The following is a 21,148-nucleotide window of genomic DNA, read 5'->3' as shown; positions in this document are numbered from 1 at the left end:
CGTGGACGCAACACGATGTTGCACGGCCGACAAGCCCCCGCCCGAATGCGGTTCCAGTAGATCCACGCCATGCGTGGACGCCGTCAGCTCAAACCACGCACCGCACCATTCGCCGCCGCTCTCACCTTCGGCAGCATCCGCAGCACCAGCGCCATCTGCGTGCGGATCAACTGCAGTTTCGGCGGCATCGTTTCATCGAGCTGCTCAAGTTCCGCGGCCACCGCACGATCGGCGTCGTTGTCCTCCTCCGACACCGGCTGTTGCGCCGTCAATGCCGACGCCAGCTGCTGCAGCGCTTTGCGCACCCGCTCGCCGGCGGCCAGTGCAAGTGGATCGCCCGCGTAGCTGTCGACCTGGTCGCGATGCGCACCCAGCGCGGACAGATGCCCGAGCAGGGTGTTGGACAACGCCAGGAAGTGGAAACCCGAATCGAGGTTGCGGCGCACGTGGCCCGGTTCGCGCAGCATGTTCGACAAAGCGGTGGACAGTGCGGCATCGGCGTTGTGCATGTCGCGGCGGGCGATGCGGTAGGCCAGATCGTCGCGCATGCCGCTGCGGTACTGGCCCAGCACCGATTCCAGATAGCGGGCGGCGGTATCCAGCACCCGCGCCAGCACGCGGTGCAGCTGTCGACCCTGCCAGTCCGGCAGGATCAGGAACGCGGCCGCTGCGGCGATTGCGCAACCCAGGATCGTATCGACCATGCGCGGCACGATCAGCACGAAGCCGTCGCCGATCAGGTTGAAGCAGGTCAGCGCCATCACCGTGATGGCGGCCGAGGCGACCAGATAGCGGTCGGTACGGGTGAAGAAGAACAACAGTGCCGACAGCAGTGCGATCAGCAACTGGATCTCCAGCGTTGGGAACAGCTGCAGCAGCGCCCAGGTCAGCACCAGGCCGGCCAGCGTACCGACGATGCGCTGGGCCAGGCGCTGGCGGGTGGCACCGAAGCTGGGCCGGCACACGAACACGATGGTCAGCAGCACCCACGAGCCGTTCTGTGCATTGAACAGATGGATGGCAACGAAACCGGCGATCAGTGCCAGCGCCATGCGCAGGCCATGGCGGAACAATACCGAGCCGGGGGTGAGCTGCTGGCGCAGGCGCACGCCCATTTCGCGCAAGGTGTGCGGGTTGCTGTCGCGCAGGCGGGTGTCGACGTTGTCCAGGCTGGCTTCGGAACGTTCGGCATCGAGCAGGCGGCGCTCGATGCTGCGGAGGTTGTGCACCAGCAGGTCCAGCGAACCGAGCAGGCGCTGCCACTGCGGTCGTTGCTGGTCGCGCAGGTAGGTCAGGGCATCGGCCAGATCGCGCCCGGCCTGCTGGTTGCTCTCGCCGTAGACGAATGGGCGGCGCAGCCGGATCGCTTCGCCCAGCCGCGCACAGGCCTGGCCCTGCAGGTCGAGCAGGCGCTGGCAGCGGTACAGCACGTCGCTGTGGAAGAACGCATCGACCAGCGCGCCGTACGGGTAGTGGGAGGAGCTGGCGCGCTCATGGAAATCCTGTGCCATGTAATACAGGCGCAGGTACAGGCCGGAGTTGACGCCCGGCCGGCCGGAGCGGCCAAAACGCGCCAGGATCGCTGTCTTCGCCTCGTTCAGCGCACCGACCACGCGGCGGTTCTGCTCGGCCAGATCGAGCTGGCGGCGCTGCAGGTCCGCCTCGCGCACGGGTTCGAACAGGGCGGCCTTGAGCTGCAGGTAACGGCCCAGTTCCACGTACAGGCGCGCCACGCGCTCGCGCACCGGCCGGTTGGCGAACAGCGTGGTCCACAGAATCGACAGCAGCCCGTACCACACCGCACCCGCCAGCAGGTGGCTGACCGCGTCCAGCGCACTGTGCAGGTCATGGGCACCATGCTGTTCCAGGCCGATCATGGTGTAGATGGCCAGGGTGACGGTGGCCTGGGCGATGGACGCGTAGCGCTCGCCAAGTGCGCCGAGCAGCGTCAGGCCGAACGTGGACAGCGCCAGGGCCGCGATGAAGATCCATGGCCAGGGGAACAGCCAGATCACCGAGGCCGCCGCCAGGCAGAAGCACAGCAGCGACAGCAGCACGGCCTTGGTCCGGCCCCACCAGTTGTCATCGGTCTCGGCAATCGCGCTGGCGATGATGCCGAGGAACACTCCGGGCAGCGCGGTCAGCGCATCCAGGTGCCAGCACACGGCCAGGGCCGCTGTCAGGGCAATGAACACCCGCAGGCCATAGCTGGCCTTCTCGTGGGCCCACAGACGGCTGAGGCGGGATTCGCGTGCGGACATGCAGGCTCGGCGGAAGGATCGACCACCATTATTGCGGGCCGCGCGTGAAATGGTAGATCCACGCCATGCGTGGATGATTTTCCACTCGATATCCGGTAGTGCCGGCCGCTTACATGTCGAACTGCACGCTCAGCGCGAAGGTGCGCGGCAGGCCGACGCCCGCATTCGACCAGTACCTGCGGTTGGCCAGGTTCTCCACGCTGGCACGCAGGGTCACCGGGTGGCCGGAGGCCAGCAGGCGGTAGCCGACGCCGGCATTGACGAGCGTGTAGTCGGGCAGCTTCAGGGTGTTGTCGGCGTCGTACCAGACATCGCCGTAGTAGCGCACGGCGGCATAGGTCTCCAGCCCTTCCACCCACGGCAGCTGGTAGGTGGCGTGCAGCACGCCGCTCCAGCGTGCTGCACCGACGGTGCGGTTTCCTTCCTGCGCCGCGCTGCCCGGTGACAGCTTGTCGTAGGTCGGGTCCAGCCAGGTCACGCCACCACCAACGGTCAGTGCATCGCTCAGGTGCAGGTCGGCGCTGGCCTCGATGCCTTCGTACAGGGTGATGCCATCCTGCACCAGGCGTTTGCCTGCATCGGTCAGCTGATCGATGTTGGCGCCACGCTCCAGGCGGAACGCAGCGACGTTTGCGTTCCAGCGATCCGCTTCCACCTTGGCGCCGATCTCGTACTGCTTGCTGATGGTGGGGTCGAGCACATCGCCGGCATTGATGTAGCTGTTGCCTACGCGACCGCCTGCTTCCAGCGACTCGATGTAGCTGGCATACAGGGTGACGGCCTCGCTGGGCTTGAACATCACCGCGTAGGTCGGGGTGACCGGATAGGTGTGATAGGCGCCCTTGGTCTCGAAGTCGTTGTAGCGCCAGCCGGCCAGCACCGACCAGCCATGGCCGAGGTCGACGGTATCGCTGACGAACACGGCCTTCTGCACGGTTTCGCTGCCACGGCTCATCACCCGCGACCCGACTGCGTCGTGGCGGATGTCATGGCGCTGGTACAGATTGGCGCGGCCGATCAGGCTGAACTCGTAAGGACGATCCCAGCCCAGCCCGGTCTGGTGGCTGACGCCGGCCACCAGCTGGTGCCGCAGCGGGCCGGTGCCGAAGCTGCCCTGCACCAGTGCCTGCGCCAGCTTCCACTCGCTCTTGCCGCCGAGTTCGTAGACGTTGACGTCGTAGTCGCCGTTGAGGTCGTCGATGTAGGCGAAGATCTTGTTGACGTCGTTCCACGAGGTGGTGACGCCATAGCTCAGGCTGGCCTTCCAGTCGCTGTTGATCTGCCAATCCAGTGCGGTGGACAGCAGGCTGGAGCGGGTGTCGTAGTAGGTGCCGGGCACGCTGTTGTCGACATCGCCAGCGATCGGCCGCGGCAGCGACGTCAGGCCACGGAAGTAGTATTGCGGTGATTCCTCGCGCAGGTCGCGCGACTGGAATACGCCGTCGAAGGTCCAGGTGAGCGCATCGCTCAGATGTGCGTCCAGCGACAGTGCGCCGACCTTGCGATCGATATGGCCACCGTTGAAGGTTTCGCCCTTTTCCTGGAAGGCGTTGAAGCGGTAGCCGAACATCTGCTCGTTGCCGAAGCGGCCACCGACGTCGATGCCGCCGCTGACGATGCCCTGCTCGCGCCAGCCGAGCTGGGCGGAGAAGGTCGGTACCTCGGTCGGCTTCTTGGTGATGTAGTTGACGATGCCGCCCGGCGCGCCGAAGCCGTACAGGAACCCACCGGGGCCCTTCAGCAGGTCGACCTGTTCCATCACTTCCAGCGGCCATTCGGTGCCCCAGGACGAGACCTGCAGGCCGTTGACCCGGTAGCTGTCGAAATTCAGGTCGATGCCGCGATTGCGGATCGGCGAGCTCCAGCCGCTGGCATAGGCGCTTACCTGCGTGGTGACCGAGGGGTCGAGCAGGAAGGCTTCGCCCAGCGACACGACCTGGCGCTGTTCGATCTGCTCACGGCCGACCGCGGTGATCGCAAACGGGGTATCACGCAGGACGCGATCGCCGAGGGCGCCAGCCTCGGTGTGGGTACGCTCGGCGATGACCTTGACCGCGTCCAGATCGGTGGCACTGCGGGCGTCGGCGGGGGCTTCGGCGTGTGCAGTGCAGGCGGCGGACAGCGCTACGGCCAGCACGGCCAGGCGGGGGGAGCGGATGGGCAACATCGATGGAGATCCTCGGCGGGCGGCCACGGGCCATCCGCCCATGCAGGGGGGAAAGGTCGGTGGCTGGGATCACGCAGGCGTGCCGGCAACGGCAGCGGGGCGCCGCAAGGGGGCGCAGGACCATGGCTGGATGAGAATTGTTCTCTTTTCGTTACAGCGCGTCAAATGCCATCGGCGTGCGGACCAACGGTCCGCACCCACCAGAGGCAGGTGTTGCAGTAGATCCACGCCATGCGTGGATGGGCCTTGCTACGCCCGCTGCGCGCGCCTGAGCAGCTTTGCCTCACGCCTGCGCGCGCGCCGCGCCTTCCAGCGCTCGGCCAGGCACGAGAAGATCACGTACAGCGCAGGCGTGCTGAGCAGGGTCAGGCTCTGCGAGAACAGCAGGCCACCGATCATCGCGATGCCCAGCGGGCGACGCAGTTCCGACCCTTCGCCCAGCCCGATCGCCAGCGGCACCGCCGCCAGAATCGCCACCATCGTGGTCATCATGATCGGCCGGAAACGCACGATGCTGGCTTCACGGGCAGCCTCGCGCGGAGTCAGCCCATGTTCGCGCTGCGCCACCAGGGCGAAGTCGATCATCATGATCGCGTTCTTCTTGACGATGCCGATCAGCAGCACCAGCGCGATCATCGAGATCACCGACAGTTCGGTGTTGGTGCCGAACAGCGCCAGCAACGCACCGACGCCGGCGGCCGGCAGGGTGGACAGGATCGTCACCGGGTGGATCAGGCTTTCGTACAGGATGCCCAGTACCAGATAGACGGTGAGGATCGCCGCCAGTACCAGGATCAGCATGTCGCTGGAGTCGGAATTGAAGCCGAAGCCCGCGTCGTCGGCCAGGCGGATGTCGCCGGGCATGCGCATGCCGGCCACGGTGCTGTCGATGATGGCCTTGGCCTCGCCCATGCTGACGCCGGGGGCGAGGTTGTAGCTCAGGTCCATCGTCGTGTACTGGTTCTCATGGGTGATCTGCGAGGGCGCCAGGCCCGGCGCCTGTCTGGCCACCGCCGTGATCGGCACCATTTCGCCGTTGCGTGCGCGCACATGCACTTCGTCCAGCGCCGAGGGGGTGGCGGTCTGCGACGGCAGCGCGTTGACCACCACGCTGTACTGGTTGATGTCCGAGTAGATGGTGGAAATCTGGCGCTGGCCGAAGGCGCCGTACAGCGCACCGTCGATGGCACCGACCGAGATGCCCAGGCGCGCGGCCTTGGCGCGGTCGATCTCGATGTTCTGGCGCAGGCCGGCGTTGTCGACGTCGGTGCCGACATCGCGCAGCTTCGGGTTCTTCTTCAACGCCGCCTGCAGCTTGGGCAGCCATTCCTGCAGCGCGGCCAGGTCGTTGCCCTGCAGCGAGACGCGGTACTGCGCGCCCTGGCTGTTGCCACCGCCATCGTTGCTGGGCAGGTCCTGGATCGCGCGCAGGCGCAGCTGCAGGTCCGGGTAGCGGTCGGCCTTCGCACTCAACCGCGCTAATGCATGCGCTGTGGTTTCGCGGCGGCCTTCCTTGCGCGACTTCAGTTCGACGTTGAACTGCGCGCTGGAGCCCTGGCGGCCACTGCCCAGGCGTACGCCCACGGTCTTCACCGCCGGGTCGGCCATCAGCATGTCGGTGATGCGCCGTTGGCGGCTGACCATGTCCTCGAAGGACACCGTCGCACTGGAGTTGGCGCGGCCCCAGATCAGGCCGGTGTCCTGTGGCGGGAACGCACCCTTCTTCACCGCACCGAACAGGAAGATGGTGACGCCGATCAGGATCAACGGCGTCAGCGACAGCAGCAGCGCATGGCGCAGCGAGAAATCAAGGAATACGGTGTAGATGCGCAGCATCCGCTCGTGACCGGCATCGAGCCAGCGGCCGAAGCGCGACGGTGCCGCCTTGTGGTCGTGGGCGCTGAGGAAGCGGCTGCACAGCGCCGGGGTCAGCGTCAGCGAAACGATCATCGACACCACGATCGCCGCCACCAGGGTCACGGTGAACTCGCGGAAGAACGCGCCCATCATGCCGCTGGCGAACAGCAGCGGGATGAACACCGCCACCAGCGAGGCGGTGATCGAGACGATGGTGAAGCCGATTTCGCGCGCACCGGCGAAGGCCGCCTGCATCCGCGGCATGCCCTCGTCGAGGTGGCGCATGATGTTCTCGATCACCACGATCGCATCGTCGACCACGAAGCCGATCGCGATCACCAGCGCCAGCAGGCTCAGGTTGTTCAGGGTGAAGCCCATCACGTACATCACCAGCGCGGCACCGGCCAGTGACAACGGCACGGTGACTGCGGCAATCAGCGTCGGCGCCAGGCGGCGCAGGAACAGCGCCATGGTCAGCACCACCATCGCCAGGCTGATCAGCAGGGTGATCTGCACTTCATGCAGCGACGAACGGATGGTCGGGGTGCGGTCGAAGTAGGGCGTCATCGTGGTGCCCGGCTGCAGGTAATCGCGCAACGCGGGAATCTGCGCTTTCACCCGGTCCACGGTCTCGACGATGTTGGCGCCGGCACGGGTGAACACATACATCACCACGGCCGGTTTGTGGTCGAACCACGCGGCCTGGTACGCATCCTGCTGGCCGTCGTAGACGTTGGCGATGTCCTTCAGGCGGATCACCCGGCCATCGCCCTGGGTCTTGACCACCAGATCGGCGAAGTCGGCGGCGCGCGCGACCGAATCGTTGGCGATGATCGCGGTGGTGGTGTTGCCATCGCTGAGGAAGCCGGTGGGCGAGGTCACGTTGGCTGCACGCACGGCATTGCGCAGGTCGTCGGCGGTCAGTCCCAGCGCGTTCATCAGGCGCAGGTTGACGTCCACCCGTACCGCTGGCGTCGAGGCACCGGCGATATCCACCGAGGCGACGCCGCCGATCTGGCGGATGCGCTGGGCCAGCAGCGAGTCGGCGACGTTGTACAGCTCATCGGCGGACTGCGTCTGCGACGTCAGCGCGATGGCGATCACCGGGTCGTCGTTCGGGTTCGCCTTCTGGTACATCGGCGAGCCCATGCCCGAGGGCAGGTCGGCCTGCGCCGAATTGATCGCCGTCTGTACGTCCAGCGCGGCTGAATCGATGTCGCGGTCGCTCTGGAAGATCATGAACACCAGCGAGCTGCCTTCCGAGCTCGACGAGCGCATGCGGTCGATGCCCGGCAGCTGGCCGAGGTGGCGCTCCAGCGGCGCGGTCACCGTGGAGGCCATGGTTGCCGCGTCCGCACCGGACTGGCTGGCGTGCACGAAGATCACCGGGATCTCGATGTTCGGCAGTGCCGACACGCCGAGCCGCAGGTAACAGATCACGCCGACCATGAACAAGCCGATGGCCAGCAGCGCGGTGCCGATCGGGCGGCGGATGAAGGGGCCGGACAGGTTCACCGTGCAGCCCCCCGGGGGTGCGGGGCCAGGGTCATGCCTGCGGCTCCTGCACCGTGCCATCGCGCAGCGCGCGCTGTTCACGGCGGCGTGCAAGCCATTCCGAGAAGCGCTCCATGTACAGGTAGATCACCGGCGTGGTGTACAGCGTCACCAGCTGCGACAGCAGCAGGCCGCCGACGATGGCGATGCCCAGCGGGCGACGCAGCTCCGAGCCGATGCCGGTGCCCAGCGCCAGCGGCAACGCACCGAGCATGGCCGCCGCGGTGGTCATCATGATCGGGCGGAAGCGCAGCAGGCAGGCGCGGCGGATGGCCTCGCGCGCGTTGGCGCCGGTGCGCCGCGCCTCGATGGCGAAGTCGACCATCATGATGCCGTTCTTCTTGACGATGCCGATCAGCAGCACGATGCCGACGATGCCATCCACCGACAGGCTCAGGCCACAGACCATCAGTGCCAGCAGCGCGCCGACACCGGCCGGTGGCAGGGTCGAGATGATCGTGATCGGGTGGATGTAGCTCTCGTACAGCACGCCCAGCACGATGTAGATCACCACCAGCGAGGCCAGCAGCAGCCACACCACGTCGGTCTGGCTGCCGGTGAATTCGGCGGCCTTGCCGATGAACTGCGCATGCACATGCGCCGGCATGTCCAGGCTGGCCTTGGTCTCTTCGATGGCCTTGACCGCATCGGACAGCGAATAGCCCGGGGCGACGTTGAACGACACCGTCACCGCAGGCAGCTGCTGCTGGTGGCTGACCAGCAGCGGCGCGCTGGACACCTTTGCTTCGGCCAGCGCCGATAGCGGGATGATGCTGCCCGCACCGACGGTGATGCCGGTGTTCTGCGCACCGATACCGGTGGCGGTCGACGAGTTGGAGGAGGTGACCTGGCCGAAGCTCGTCGCGTTGGTGCCGGTCAGTGCGCCAGCGCCGTTGGAGGCGACCGCCAGCTGTTCCATCAGCGCAGTGCTGGTGCGGAACTGCGGTGCCACTTCCAGCACCACGCGGTACTGGTTGAGCTCGGTGAAGATGGTCGAGATCTGGCGCTGGCCGAACGCATCGTAGAGCGTGTCGTCGATGGTCTGCATCGGCACGCCCAGCACGCTGGCCTTGTCGCGGTCGATGTTCAGTTCCAGTGCGCGGCCCTGGTTGGACAGGTTGTTGTCGACGTCGGCCAGTTCCGGGCGCTGGCGCAGCGCCTGGGTCAGGCGGTTGGCCTGCAGTGCAACCTCCGCACTGTCCACGTCCGACAGCGAGTACTGGTACTCGGTGGCGGCCACGCGGGTGTCCAGGGTCACGTCCTGTACCGGCTTCAGGTACAGCGCCACGCCGGGAATGCCGGCGACGGACTTCTGCAGGCGCGGCAGGATCTCATCCAGTCCATCGCGCTCGCCACGCTCTTTCAGCACGATCGACAGCTGGCCCTGGTTGAGCGTGGGGTTCATGCTGCCGGCGCCGATGAAGGCCGACACGCCGGTCACGTCCGGATCCTTGCGCAGCGCTTCGGCCACCTGCTTGGTGCGCTGCTCCATCTGCGGGAACGCGATGTTCTGGTCGGCCTGGACCACGGCGGTGATCAGGCCGGTGTCCTGTTCGGGCAGCAGTCCCTTGGGGATCAGCACGTACAGCAGCACGGTCAGCACCAGCGCGGCAGCGGCCACGGCCAAGGTGAGGGGCTGGTGTTCCAGCACCCAGTCCAGACTGCGCTCGTACAGGCCGACGGTGCGCGTCCACAGGTTCTGCTTGCCGGCCGCGGCGGCACGTTCGTGCGCGTCCTCGCCCTCGGGCAGCGCATCGGGCTTGAGCAGGTAGGCGCACATCATCGGGGTGAGCGTCAGCGAGATCAGCATCGACAGCACCACGGCGATGCTCAGCACCCAGGCGAACTCGTGGAACAGGCGGCCGGTGACGCCGGGCATCAGCAGCAGCGGCAGGAACACCGCCACCAGCGAAACCGTCAGCGACAGCACGGTGAAACCGATCTGGCGCGCACCGATCTCGGCCGCTTCCTTGCCGCTCTTGCCTTGTTCGATGTAGCGCACGATGTTCTCGATCATCACGATCGCATCGTCGACCACGAAGCCGGTGGCCACCACCAGCGCCATCAGCGAGAGGTTGTCCAGCGACATGCCGGTAAAGGCCATCACCGCGAAAGTGCCGGCCAGCGACAACGGCACCGCCACCGAGGGAATGATCGTGGCCCAGAAACGGCGCAGGAATACGAAGATCACCGCCACCACCAGGCCGATGGTCAGGATCAGGGTGAACTGCACTTCATGCACCGACGCGCGGATGGTTTCGGTGCGATCAGAGAACACTTCCAGGTGCACATCGGCCGGCAGCACGCCCTGCAGCTGCGGCAGCAGTGCGCGGATGCGCTCGACGGTCTGCACGATGTTGGCGCCCGGCTGGCGGCGCACTTCCAGCAGCACCGCCGGCTTGCCGTCGGCCCATGCGGCGAGCTGGTCGTTCTCCACGCCATCGATCACTTCGGCCACGTCGGACAGCCGCACCGGGCGGCCGTTCTTGTAGCTGATGATGGTGTCGCGGTACTCGGCGGCGCTGGTCAGCTGGTCGTTGGTGCCGATGCTGTAGGACTGGGTCTTGCCGTTCAGCGAGCCCTTCGGCGCATTGACGTTGGCCTGGGTGAGCGCGCTGCGCAGCTCTTCCAGGGTCAGGCCCATGTTGGACAGCTGCGCCGGATTGACCTGGATGCGCACGGCCGGACGCACGTTGCCGGCGATCGACACCAGGCCCACGCCCTGCACCTGCGACAGGCGCTGGGCGAGGATCGAGTCAGCGTAGTTGTTGACGTCGCGCAGCGGCCGCGTATCGGAGGTCAGCTTGAGGGTGACGATGGCCGCGTCGGCCGGATTCACCCGGTTGTAGACCGGCTGGTACGGCAGCGACGAAGGCAGGGTGGCCTGGCGGATCGCCGCCTGCACGTCCTGTGCGGCGATGTCAATGTCGCGGTCCATCGAGAACTGCAGGATGATCGTGGACAACCCCGCCGACGAATCGGAGGTCATCAGTTCCAGCCCGGAGATCTGCCCGAACTGGCGCTCCAGCGGCGTGGTCACCAGCGAGGCCATGGTGGTGGCGTTGGCACCGGGGTACTGGGTGGTCACCACCAGGCTGGGCGCATCGATTTCCGGCAGCGCCGACACCGGCAGCTTGCGGTAACCGAGGATGCCCAGAAGCAACAAGCCCGCCATCAACAGCGAGGTGGCAATCGGGCGGCGGATGAAGATCGTCGAAAAGCCCACGGACTGATCCTTGCTGGCACTTCAATGGCAGCGCCGGCGGGATCGCCGGCGCGGGGAAGAGCAGGGGCCTGCGCTCAGCGCGGGCCACCACCGCGGCGACCGCCGCCACTCTTCTGTTCGGCGGCCTTCAGTTCGGCCTCGGTCGGTGCGGCCGGCGTTTCGCCCGGCTTCAGCGCGGTCACCTTGCTGCCCGGCTTCAGGCGGAACTGGCCTTCGCTGACCACACGCTCGCCGCCTTTCAGGCCTTCGGCGATCTGCACCTGGCTGTCGCCGACTTCCACGCCACTGCGCACGGTCTGCATCTTCACCGTGTTGTCGCCCTGCACGACGTAGACGTACTCGCCGTCCGGACCACGCAGCACCGCCTGGGTCGGGATCACCACGCCGCCGCCGATGGTGCGCAGTTGCATGCGCACATTGACGAACTGGCCCGGCCACAGGCCGTTGTCGGTGTTGTCGAACACCGCGCGCGCCTTGAAGGTGCCGCTGTCGGCGCTGATCAGGTTGTCGACCACATCCAGCTTGCCGTCGCCACTGAGCACGTGCGAATCGGCGCGGTCCAGCGCGGCCACCGGCACGCTGCCGGCGGCCTGCGCCTGGCGCACGTCGCCGAGCTGGCGCTCGGGCAGGTTGAACAGCACGTGGATCGGGTGGATCTGGGTCAGGGTGACCAGTGCGGTGCCGGCGTTGACCACATTGCCGGCGTCGACCGCGCGGATGCCGGCGATACCGGTGATCGGTGCGGTGACCCGGGTGTACTGCAGCTGCACCTGCGCCGAGCGCATGCTGGCTTCATTGGCGGCAACCGCGCTTTCGTACTGTGCCACCTGGTTTCGTTGTGTATCCAGATCGGTCTTGGCTACGAACTGGCGGTACTCCGGCGCGTTCGAACGCTGGTAGTTCGAGCGCGCGGTGGCCAGCAGGGCTTCGTTCTGGCGTTTGGAGGCAACGGCCTGGTCGTAGCTGGCCTGGGCGGTGCGCGGGTCGATCACCGCCAGCACGTCGCCCTTCTTCACTTCCTGGCCTTCGCGGAAATTGAGGCTCATCAGCTGGCCACCCACCTGCGGGCTGACCGTCACGGTGTTCATCGCGGTCACCGTGCCCAGCGCGCTGGCATACACCGGCACGTCCTGGCGCACGGCATCGACCACGGTCACCGGCACCGGGCCGGCATCGGGGTTTTCACCGCCCTGGCGGGCGCCTGCTTCCTGCCCTGCGGCCTTGTCCTTGCCGCCACCGAGTACGCGCAGGCCGACCACGGCCAGCACCAGTACCGCCACGACCAGCAGCACGATCTTCCAAACACGTGACATTCAAGACTCCAAGAGGGCTGGACGGGGTGGCACCCCGGGTGGCAATGCGCAAAGCATACCTGTGGCCCACCGGGTTTCCTGCATGACGGATGGGACGGGCGCTCAGACCAGTGGGCGAAGGTGGAGGTTCCCGTAGCGGCGAGGTTGCCCTACATTCAGGTGCAGACCCCTTCCGTGGAGATCGAGATGCGCCGTTCGTTGCTGCTGTCCGCCCTGCTGCTGGCCCTGCCGGCCCTTGCCCATGCCGAGGACGCCCAGCGCCCGGAAGTGACCGCCGCCGCGCAGCGCCTGCAGGCCAAAGTGGTTGAATGGCGGCGCGATTTCCATCAGCACCCGGAACTGTCCAACCGCGAGGAGCGCACCTCCGCCGAGGTCGCCAAGCGCCTGCGCGCGATGGGCCTGAAACCGAAGACCGGTATCGCCCACCACGGCGTGGTGGCGATCATCGAAGGCGGCAAGCCCGGCCCGAAGATCGCCCTGCGCGCGGACATGGACGCACTGCCGGTGACCGAGCAGACCAGCCTGCCGTTTGCGTCAAAGGCCACCGCCCAGTACCGCGGGCAGACGGTGGGGGTGATGCACGCCTGTGGCCATGACGCGCACACCGCCACCCTGCTCGGCGTGGCCGAAGCGCTGGTGGCGATGAAGAAGGACCTGCCGGGCAAGGTGATGCTGATCTTCCAGCCGTCCGAAGAAGGTGCGCCGCCGCCGGAAGAGGGCGGTGCTGCGCTGATGCTGAAGGAGGGTCTGTTTGCCGACTTCAAGCCCGAGGCGGTATTCGGCCTGCATGTGTTCTCCAGCGTGCAGGCAGGACAGATCGCGGTGCGCGGTGGCCCGCTGATGGCCGCGTCCGATCGTTTCGGCATCAAGGTGATCGGCCGGCAGACCCATGGCTCGGCACCGTGGAACGGCGTCGACCCGATTGTTGCTACTGCCGATCTGATCGGCACCGCACAGACCATCGTCAGCCGCCGCGCCAACCTCTCCAAGCAGCCGGCGGTACTGACCTTCGGCGCGATCAACGGCGGCATCCGTTACAACATCATTCCCGATGAAGTGGAGATGGTCGGCACCATCCGCACCTTTGACGAAGGCATGCGCCAGCAGATCTTCGCCGACCTGCGCAACGTGGCCGATCACACCGCTGCCGCGCATGGGGCCAAGGCGGTGACCGACATCTACGAATCGGAAGGCAACCCGGCCACGGTGAACGACCCGGTGTTGACCGCGAAGATGCTGCCGAGCCTGCAGGCGGTGGTGGGCAAGGACAACGTGTACGAGCCGCCGCTGCAGATGGGCGCGGAGGATTTCTCGCTGTACGCCAAGGAAGTGCCGGGCATGTTCTTCTTCGTCGGCTCGACCAGCGTGGGCATCGACCCGGCGACGGCGCCGGCCAATCATTCGCCGAAGTTCCTGCTGGATGAGAAGGCGCTGGATGTTGGATTCCGTGCGCTGCTGCAGGTGAGCCTGGATTACCTGCACGGCGCCGGCACCCCGGCTGGTTGAGGGTTATCGGCAGGGCTTGCAGCCCTGCACCCGCCGAAGCAACGGCAACGTCAACGGCAAAAGCGGTGCTGGATTTCTGCTGGTTGGGCGGGGCGGTGTGGGCCTGCAAGACACGCCGTAAACCCGTCCATGGGGGCTCGATGGCGCCATCCATGGCGCCAACGGTCCTGCAGGCCCACACCGCCCCACCCCCGACAGGTTCACGCGGCTGTTGGTAGGTGTCGACCTTGGTCGACACAGTAGATCCACGCCATGCGTGGATGGCAGACATGGTGAATGTCTGAAGGATCGGCTTCTGCTTTTGATTTTGATTTTGATTTTCCTGATCTTTCCCGTGGTGGCGGCCGCGCGCAGGAAACTGTCAGAGGCCGGGCGGGGAGGCTGGGCAGGGGCGTGAGCCGCATGGATGCGGCGACCGAGCTTACATGGACGTACTTGCAGCGCCCCCTGCCCAGCCTCCCCGCCCGGCCAACTCCAGAATCCCGGCTGTAGGCGACCAACCCACCCACCACGGAGGGGCTCCGCCGTTGGCCGACCCGGCCGAAGGCCCGCTCTACGCGCGATACAATAAGCAGCATGAACACCCCACAGGATTCCAGCCTCGGTCGCGAGGTCAGTTACCCGTCGCAGTACGATCCCGGCCTGCTGTTTCCCATCCCGCGCGTCGGCGCCCGCGCCGAGATCGGTCTGGACGAGGCCGCGTTGCCGTTCGTCGGCCACGACCGCTGGCACGCCTTCGAGCTGAGCTGGCTCGACCCGCGTGGCAAACCGCAGGTCGCCGTCGCCACCGTGCAGGTGCCGTGCACCTCGCCGCGGCTGATCGAGTCGAAGTCGTTCAAGCTGTATCTGAACTCGCTCAACAGCACCCGCCTGGATAGTGCCGACGCTCTGCGCGAGCGCCTCGTCGCCGACCTGTCGGCCTGCGCCGGTGCACTGGTCCAGGTCACGTTCGGGCTGCCGGCGCTGTGCGAATCGCCGCTGGGCGAGTTGATCGACGGCCTTGATGTGGACATCGACTGCTATGGCCCGCCGCAGGCGGACTACCTGTCGGCCAACGCCGAAGCGCTGGTGGAGGAGACCCTGGTCTCGGCCCTGCTGAAGTCCAACTGCCCGGTCACCGGTCAGCCGGACTGGGCCACCGTCAGCCTGCGCTATCGCGGCCCGCAGATCGATCGTGCCGGCCTGCTGCGCTACCTGGTCAGCTACCGCGAGCACGCCGAGTTCCATGAGCAGTGCGTCGAGCGGATCTTCAGCGAAGTGTCCGCGCGCTGCCGGCCGCAGTGGCTGGAAGTGGAAGCCCGCTATACCCGTCGCGGTGGCTTGGACATCAACCCGTGGCGCGCCAGCCCCGGCATCGCCGCCCCGGCCGCGACCTACCGCGAACTGCGCCAGTAACCGCCGCAGGCGGTTACGGGTAGCACCGGGCCATGCCCGGCGAGCCCAGCAGCCGCTTTCCGCCTCGATTGTTCAGCCGCCCCAGGGGGCGGCTTCACATCGGCACCATCCCCATTTAACAACCTCTATGACACCGTGCCAGCCATGTAGTCATACAGACGGGAGTGTGTGGATGAGTACCGAGAAGAAAGCCGATTTCTCCGGCGTCAGTGGCAGCGTCGACAGTACCGCCGAGCAGGTCCCCAAGGCGGACTTCTCCGGCGTCAGTGCGTCGGTGGACAGTACCGCCGAGGTGGTCAGCGGTGGCACCTACACTGTGCAGAAGGGTGATTCGCTGTCGAAGATCGCCAAGCAGCACCTGGGCGATGCCAACGCCTGGAAGAAGATCTTCGAAGCCAACCGCGATGTGCTCGACGACCCGGACAAGATCTTCCCGGGCCAGACCCTGAAACTGCCGCCGAAGTAATGCCGGCGATCCAATCGCCGTCCGAACAATCCCTGTGAGGAACCCCGAATGATCAAGACGACCCCGCTTCAGAATGCCCTGCTGGCCGCGCTGCTGGGCAGTGTCGCCCTGGTGGGCTGCAAGAAGAAGGAAGAAACCGCAGACAACAACGCGGCTCCGGCGGCAACCACGCCGGCCGAGGCGCCTGCACCGATGACCGGTGCGCCGCCGCCGATGGCTGCATCGGCCGTGGCGGTATCGGCGGTCACTGTCGGCAAGACTGCCGCAGCTGACAAGTCGGTGACCACGGCCGCCCTGTTCGCGCCGAAGGACGATGTCATCGTCTCGGTGAAGACCGATGGCGCGGCCAACAATGTGACTGTCGGCGCCAAGCTGACCTTCCAGGACGGCCAGGTGGCCGGCGAGCAGAACGCGACCCTGAACACCAGTGGTGCTGAGACCACCAACATCACCTTCAAGAATGCCAATGGCTGGCCGGCCGGCAAGTACCGCGCCGAAGTCATGGTTGATGGTAAGGCGGCCGGAACGCCGCAGGAGTTCGAGGTCAAGTAAGTCCCGCCGACTCTCTCCCGGTTGGACTCACGATGGACGCAGCCGCGAGGCTGCGTCCTTTTTTGTTTGTGGCTTTTGCGGGAAGGCTCCATCCACGCATGGCGTGGATCTACCGGAGCCCGGCACGCGGCATTTCCGTAGACCCACGCCATGCGTGGATGGATCACAGCGTTGCCGGGGTGCAGTACCGTCGCGTATGGCGCGGCTTTGCCCCGCGCGGCTGAAAACGCGACAATGCAGGGGTTTCCCCGGCGCGCGCCCACCCTGACGGCGGCGGGGGAAAGCGACACGGTTGCACGTGGCCCGGCGCTGGCGCCGGCCTTCCCCTGAGCACTGCTACAGAGTCCAAGTCCCCCATGTCCAAGATCCTCTACACGCTGACCGACGAAGCACCGTTCCTGGCCACCCAGTCGCTGCTGCCGATCGTCGACGCCTATACCTCCACCGCCGGCATCGCGGTGGAAACCCGTGACATCTCGCTGTCCGGCCGCATCCTGTCGCTGTTCCCGGAACTGCTGAGCGATGCGCAGAAGGTCAACGATGACCTGGCCGAGCTGGGCCAGCTGGCGACCACCCCCGACGCCAACATCATCAAGCTGCCGAACATCTCCGCCTCGGTGCCGCAGCTGAAGGCTGCCATCAAGGAACTGCAGGACCAGGGTTATCCGCTGCCGGATTACCCGGAAACCCCGGCCGACGACCAGCAGCGCGACTACAAGGCGCGCTACGACAAGGTCAAGGGCAGTGCGGTGAATCCGGTGCTGCGCGAAGGCAACTCCGATCGGCGCGCGCCGCTGTCGGTGAAGAACTACGCCCGCAAGCACCCGCACCGCATGGGCGCCTGGGCGTCCGATTCGAAGTCGCACGTCGCGCACATGGCTGCCGGTGATTTCTACGGCAGCGAGAAGTCGGCCACGCTGGCCAACGCCGGTTCGCTGAAGATCACCTTCCACGGCAAGGACGGCAGCACCGTCGTGCTGAAGGAAAAGACCGCGGTCAAGGCCGGTGAGATCGTCGACGCGGCGGTGATGAGCCGCAAGGCACTGGCCGCTTTCATCGGCGAGCAGATCGCCGATGCCAAGGCCCAGGGCGTGCTGTTCTCGCTGCACCTGAAGGCGACCATGATGAAGGTCTCCGACCCGATCATGTTCGGCGTGGCGGTCAACGAGTTCTACAAGGATGTGCTCGCCAAGCACGCCGACGTGCTCAAGCAGGCCGGTTTCGATGCCAACAACGGCATCGGTGACCTGGCCGCGCGCCTGCCGTCGCTGCCCGAAGCCACCCGTACCGCCATCGAGGCCGACCTTGCTGCCGAGTATGCACAGCGCCCGGGCGTGGCCATGGTCAACTCGGACAAGGGCATCACCAACCTGCACGTGCCGAGCGATGTGATCGTCGACGCCTCGATGCCGGCGATGATCCGCGACTCCGGCAAGATGTGGAACGCCGAAGGCAAGCTGCAGGACACCAAGGCGGTCATTCCGGACCGCTGCTACGCCGGCGTGTACCAGGCCGTCATCGACGACTGCCGCAGCAACGGTGCCTTCAACCCGGCCACCATGGGCTCGGTGCCCAACGTCGGCCTGATGGCGCAGAAGGCTGAAGAGTACGGCTCGCACGACAAGACCTTCCAGATCGCTGCCGACGGCGTGGTCAAGGTCACCGACGACGCCGGCAACGTGGTGTTCGAACACGCCGTGGAAGCGGGCGACATCTGGCGCATGTGCCAGACCAAGGACGCGCCGATCCAGGACTGGGTCAAGCTGGCCGTCGAACGCGCCCGCCTGAGCACCACCCCGGCCGTGTTCTGGCTGGACGCCGCCCGTGCGCACGACGCGCAGGTCATCGCCAAGGTCGAGACGTACCTGAAGGACCACGACACCAACGGCCTGGACATCCGCATCCTGCCGCCGGTGGAAGCCACCGCGTTCTCGCTGGCCCGCATCCGCAAGGGCGAGGACACCATTTCGGTGACCGGCAACGTGCTGCGCGATTACCTCACCGACCTGTTCCCGATCATGGAGCTGGGCACCAGTGCCAAGATGCTGTCGATCGTGCCGCTGATGGCCGGTGGCGGCCTGTTCGAGACCGGTGCCGGTGGTTCGGCGCCGAAGCACGTGCAGCAGTTCGTCGAAGAGGACTACCTGCGTTGGGATTCGCTGGGCGAATTCCTGGCCCTGGCCGCGTCGCTGGAGCACCTCGGCAACCGCTACGACAACGCTGCCGCCCGGGTGCTGGCCAAGGCGCTGGACGAGGCCAACGGTCAGTTCCTGGACAACGACAAGTCGCCGTCGCGCAAGCTCGGTGGCATCGACAACCGTGGCAGCCACTTCTACATCGCCCTGTACTGGGCGCAGGCGCTGGCGGCACAGAACGAAGACGCCGCACTGCAGGCGCGCTTCGCTCCGCTGGCGAAGGCGCTGGCCGACAACGAGCAGAAGATCATCGACGAGCTGATCGCGGTGCAGGGCAAGGCCGTGGACATTGGTGGCTACTACCGTCCGGACGTGGCCAAGGCCGCTGCCGCGATGCGTCCGAGCACGACCTTCAACGCCGCGCTGGAGCAGCTGCGCGGCTGATCCATCGCTGCCCGGTTGTGACCTCGAAACCCGCGCCTCGGCGCGGGTTTTTTTTGCGGGCCCGGGGTCAGATCCCTCTGCACCGCAGAGGGATCTGACCCCACCCATGGCGTAGGTCTACTCGGGCCCAGAACCGTGAAATCCGTCATCTGTCGGAATGCCGTCAACGCGGCATGAAACTTGCCCGCGATGGCCGTCGCAGAACGGACGCGTGCGTGTTCACCACTGCCGCCAATATGAGCAGTCGATCACGACGATGGCGGCAAGCCATGGCCTAGCCTTGGCGATGCGAGACCGCCGGGGAGGCGGTCGCACGGGGAACATGGATGGCACGCGTGCTCGTAGTGGGAACCGATATCCAGGGCGAACAGGCCCTGCTGCAGCGGCTGCGGTTGGCCGCGGCGTTGCCCGACGGGCAGATCCGCCGCAGCCAGGACCTGGACGACTGCGACCTGCTGGTGATCCGCGATACGCCGGCGCTGCGCAACGCGGCACTGCGCATGCGCCAGCAGCGCCCGCGGCTGCACTGCTGGATCGAAGACCTCGGTGGCCAGCTGCGCGAAGGCGATGGTGGCCAGGACGTATTGGATGATGGCGCGATAGGACGCGCACTGCGCGGCATGCAGGCCGGTACCGCGGCGACACCGATTCGCCTGGCGGACGGTGCGCACGCGATCACCCGTCTATTGCGCGAGCGCCTGCCATTGCGGCAGGGGCAGGCGCTGTTGGGCGAGGGCGCAGAGCCACTGTTGCTGCTGGATCTGGAACAGGACCAAGCGGTGCTGCTGCACGAGCCGGCCACGGTGCTGGTGGAACGGCTGGCACAGGGCTTCGAGCATCTGTATCTGGACGCATTGCAGCCGGCACAGCTGCAGGCACTGGCCGGTGACCGCACGCGCCTGCCGCTGCGTCCGTTGCTGTGGCAATGGGCGCAGCGCAGCCGCCACTGGCAAGCGTTGGATGAGCGCCTGCGCGGGGCGTCGGTGAAGCTGCTGCGCTGGCCGGATTTCCGCGTGCTGGGGCACGATCACGATGGCTTCCGTCTGTGCTCGCTGCTGCTCAAGCGTGCCTGCACGGTGGACGAATGCGCGATGCTGCTGGATCTTCCCGCCGCCGCCGTGCGCGATTTCATCCACGCCGCCTACCTGTGCGGTTACGCACAGCTGCAGGTCGCGCCTGCCGCACCGCTGTCTGGCGCACGTGCCAGCACTGCCGACACCGGCCTGCTCGCCCGCCTGTGGCGCACGCTGCGCGGGAGTGATCGCGATGCGTGAGCACAAGGTGGTGGTGCTCGGCGGCATGGGCAGCGGCAAATCGACCTTGGTGCGCAGCATCGCCGCCGGTGCGGTGGTCGACACCGATGTAGCCAACAGCGACCGCGCGGGTGCCGACAAGGCGTCGACCACGGTGGCGCTGGACTACGCCGATATCGACCTGCCCAACGGTGAGAGGCTGCGTCTGTATGGCACGCCAGGTCAGCAACGCTTTGATTTCCTGTGGCCGATCCTGCTGCAGGGCGCCCGCGGTGCCGTGCTGCTGCTGGATGCGCGCCGGGCCGGGGTGGCCGCTGAGCTGGACGCCTACCTGCAGGTGCTGCGTCCGTTCGGTCCAGCATTGGCCCTGGTGGTGGCGGTGACCCATCTTGACCAGGTGCCGGCAGCGGCACTGGATGACTGGGCCGAGCGCGCCCGGCTCGATGGCCAGCCGCTGCCGCTGCTGGCGGTGGATGCGCGTGATCGCGAACAAGGACTGCTGCTGATGGACGTACTGATGAGCGAAATGGAAGCGCATGCACTGGTGGCCGCACATGGCTGATGGACAAGGCGCGCCGTTGCCGGACGCGCAGCAGCGCGAGCGCCTGCAGCCGTTGCTGCAGGACCTGCAGCAGCGGGTGGAAGGTGTGCGGACCGTGGTGCTGGCAAGCGTCGATGGCTTTGCCCTGGTCAGCGCCGGTGCGGAAGGTCGCGGCGAGCGACTGGCGGCGATGACCAGCGCGATGCTGGCCCTCGCCGCGGCGGTGGGGCGAGAGCTGGCACTGGGCGATCTGCAGACGCTGATGCTGGAGGCCGCCGGCGGCAAGGTGCTGATGCTGGCCATACAGGCAGAAGGGCGGGCGCCTCTGCTGCTGATGGCGGCCTGCGACCAGCGCAGCGTGATCGGCCAGGTGCTGTGGCAGAGCAGGGAATGTGGCCAGGCGATCCTGGCCGAACTCAGCGGATCGTGAGCCCGGCCGCAGGGGAACGAGGGGCTCGAACCAACATTGAGAGGGGTA

The 21,148-nt window shown here is 66.7% G+C and carries 13 protein-coding genes; 8 read left to right on the top strand and 5 right to left on the bottom strand.

All coding sequences use genetic code 11. The features are described from left to right. Positions 1–83: 83 nt before the first annotated feature. The 5 genes from yccS to ACEF39_RS19160 form a co-directional block, all read right to left on the bottom strand. On the bottom strand, positions 84–2,261 hold the full coding sequence (gene yccS / locus ACEF39_RS19180) for a YccS family putative transporter (RefSeq protein WP_500286222.1): 2,178 nt from the start codon (positions 2,259–2,261) through the stop codon (positions 84–86). Between the two features lie 109 nt (positions 2,262–2,370). Further along, positions 2,371–4,428 (bottom strand): TonB-dependent siderophore receptor, encoded by a 2,058-nt coding sequence (locus tag ACEF39_RS19175; RefSeq protein ID WP_500286221.1) that lies wholly within the window; start codon positions 4,426–4,428, stop codon positions 2,371–2,373. Between the two features lie 249 nt (positions 4,429–4,677). Then, positions 4,678–7,800, bottom strand: a complete 3,123-nt coding sequence (locus tag ACEF39_RS19170) for an efflux RND transporter permease subunit (RefSeq protein ID WP_500286220.1) — start codon at positions 7,798–7,800, stop codon at positions 4,678–4,680. A gap of 31 nt (positions 7,801–7,831) precedes the next feature. Next, positions 7,832–11,065 (bottom strand): efflux RND transporter permease subunit, encoded by a 3,234-nt coding sequence (locus ACEF39_RS19165; protein ID WP_500286219.1) that lies wholly within the window; start codon positions 11,063–11,065, stop codon positions 7,832–7,834. A 74-nt stretch (positions 11,066–11,139) separates the two neighbouring features. Continuing rightward, a complete protein-coding gene (locus ACEF39_RS19160; protein ID WP_500286218.1) occupies positions 11,140–12,378 on the bottom strand; it encodes an efflux RND transporter periplasmic adaptor subunit in 1,239 nt (412 codons plus the stop codon). 186 nt (positions 12,379–12,564) lie between these two features. On the opposite strand from ACEF39_RS19160, the gene ACEF39_RS19155 reads away from it, so the two are divergent. From ACEF39_RS19155 to ACEF39_RS19120, 8 genes are all read left to right on the top strand, one after another. Then, positions 12,565–13,884 carry a M20 family metallopeptidase gene (locus tag ACEF39_RS19155; RefSeq protein ID WP_500286217.1) on the top strand — a complete coding sequence of 440 codons (1,320 nt, stop codon included), beginning with the start codon at positions 12,565–12,567 and terminating at the stop codon, positions 13,882–13,884. A gap of 576 nt (positions 13,885–14,460) precedes the next feature. After that, entirely contained in the window at positions 14,461–15,279 is an 819-nt protein-coding gene (queF, locus tag ACEF39_RS19150; protein ID WP_500286216.1) for an NADPH-dependent 7-cyano-7-deazaguanine reductase QueF, read from the top strand. 172 nt (positions 15,280–15,451) lie between these two features. Further along, positions 15,452–15,745, top strand: a complete 294-nt coding sequence (locus ACEF39_RS19145; RefSeq protein WP_329866127.1) for a LysM peptidoglycan-binding domain-containing protein — start codon at positions 15,452–15,454, stop codon at positions 15,743–15,745. A gap of 48 nt (positions 15,746–15,793) precedes the next feature. Continuing rightward, positions 15,794–16,297 (top strand): hypothetical protein, encoded by a 504-nt coding sequence (locus ACEF39_RS19140; RefSeq protein WP_025878596.1) that lies wholly within the window; start codon positions 15,794–15,796, stop codon positions 16,295–16,297. A gap of 356 nt (positions 16,298–16,653) precedes the next feature. Further along, positions 16,654–18,876 carry an NADP-dependent isocitrate dehydrogenase gene (locus ACEF39_RS19135; RefSeq protein ID WP_500286215.1) on the top strand — a complete coding sequence of 741 codons (2,223 nt, stop codon included), beginning with the start codon at positions 16,654–16,656 and terminating at the stop codon, positions 18,874–18,876. 326 nt (positions 18,877–19,202) lie between these two features. Continuing rightward, complete coding sequence (locus tag ACEF39_RS19130; protein WP_500286214.1) at positions 19,203–20,150, top strand: hypothetical protein; 948 nt, start codon at positions 19,203–19,205, stop codon at positions 20,148–20,150. Continuing rightward, the gene (locus tag ACEF39_RS19125) at positions 20,143–20,691 is read left to right on the top strand and encodes a GTP-binding protein (RefSeq protein ID WP_025878599.1); all 549 of its coding nucleotides are present in this window, start codon (positions 20,143–20,145) and stop codon (positions 20,689–20,691) included. Before ACEF39_RS19130 ends, ACEF39_RS19125 begins: the two co-directional genes overlap by 8 nt. After that, complete coding sequence (locus ACEF39_RS19120; RefSeq protein WP_032976421.1) at positions 20,684–21,100, top strand: roadblock/LC7 domain-containing protein; 417 nt, start codon at positions 20,684–20,686, stop codon at positions 21,098–21,100. The genes ACEF39_RS19125 and ACEF39_RS19120 overlap by 8 nt, the downstream gene beginning before the upstream one ends. Positions 21,101–21,148 lie beyond the last annotated feature (48 nt).

The organism is Stenotrophomonas indicatrix, assembly GCA_041545745.1.
Classification (GTDB): Bacteria; Pseudomonadota; Gammaproteobacteria; order Xanthomonadales; family Xanthomonadaceae; genus Stenotrophomonas; species Stenotrophomonas indicatrix_A.
The sequence above is the reverse complement of the archived record's forward strand: the minus strand, read 5'-3'. Positions and strand labels throughout refer to the sequence as shown.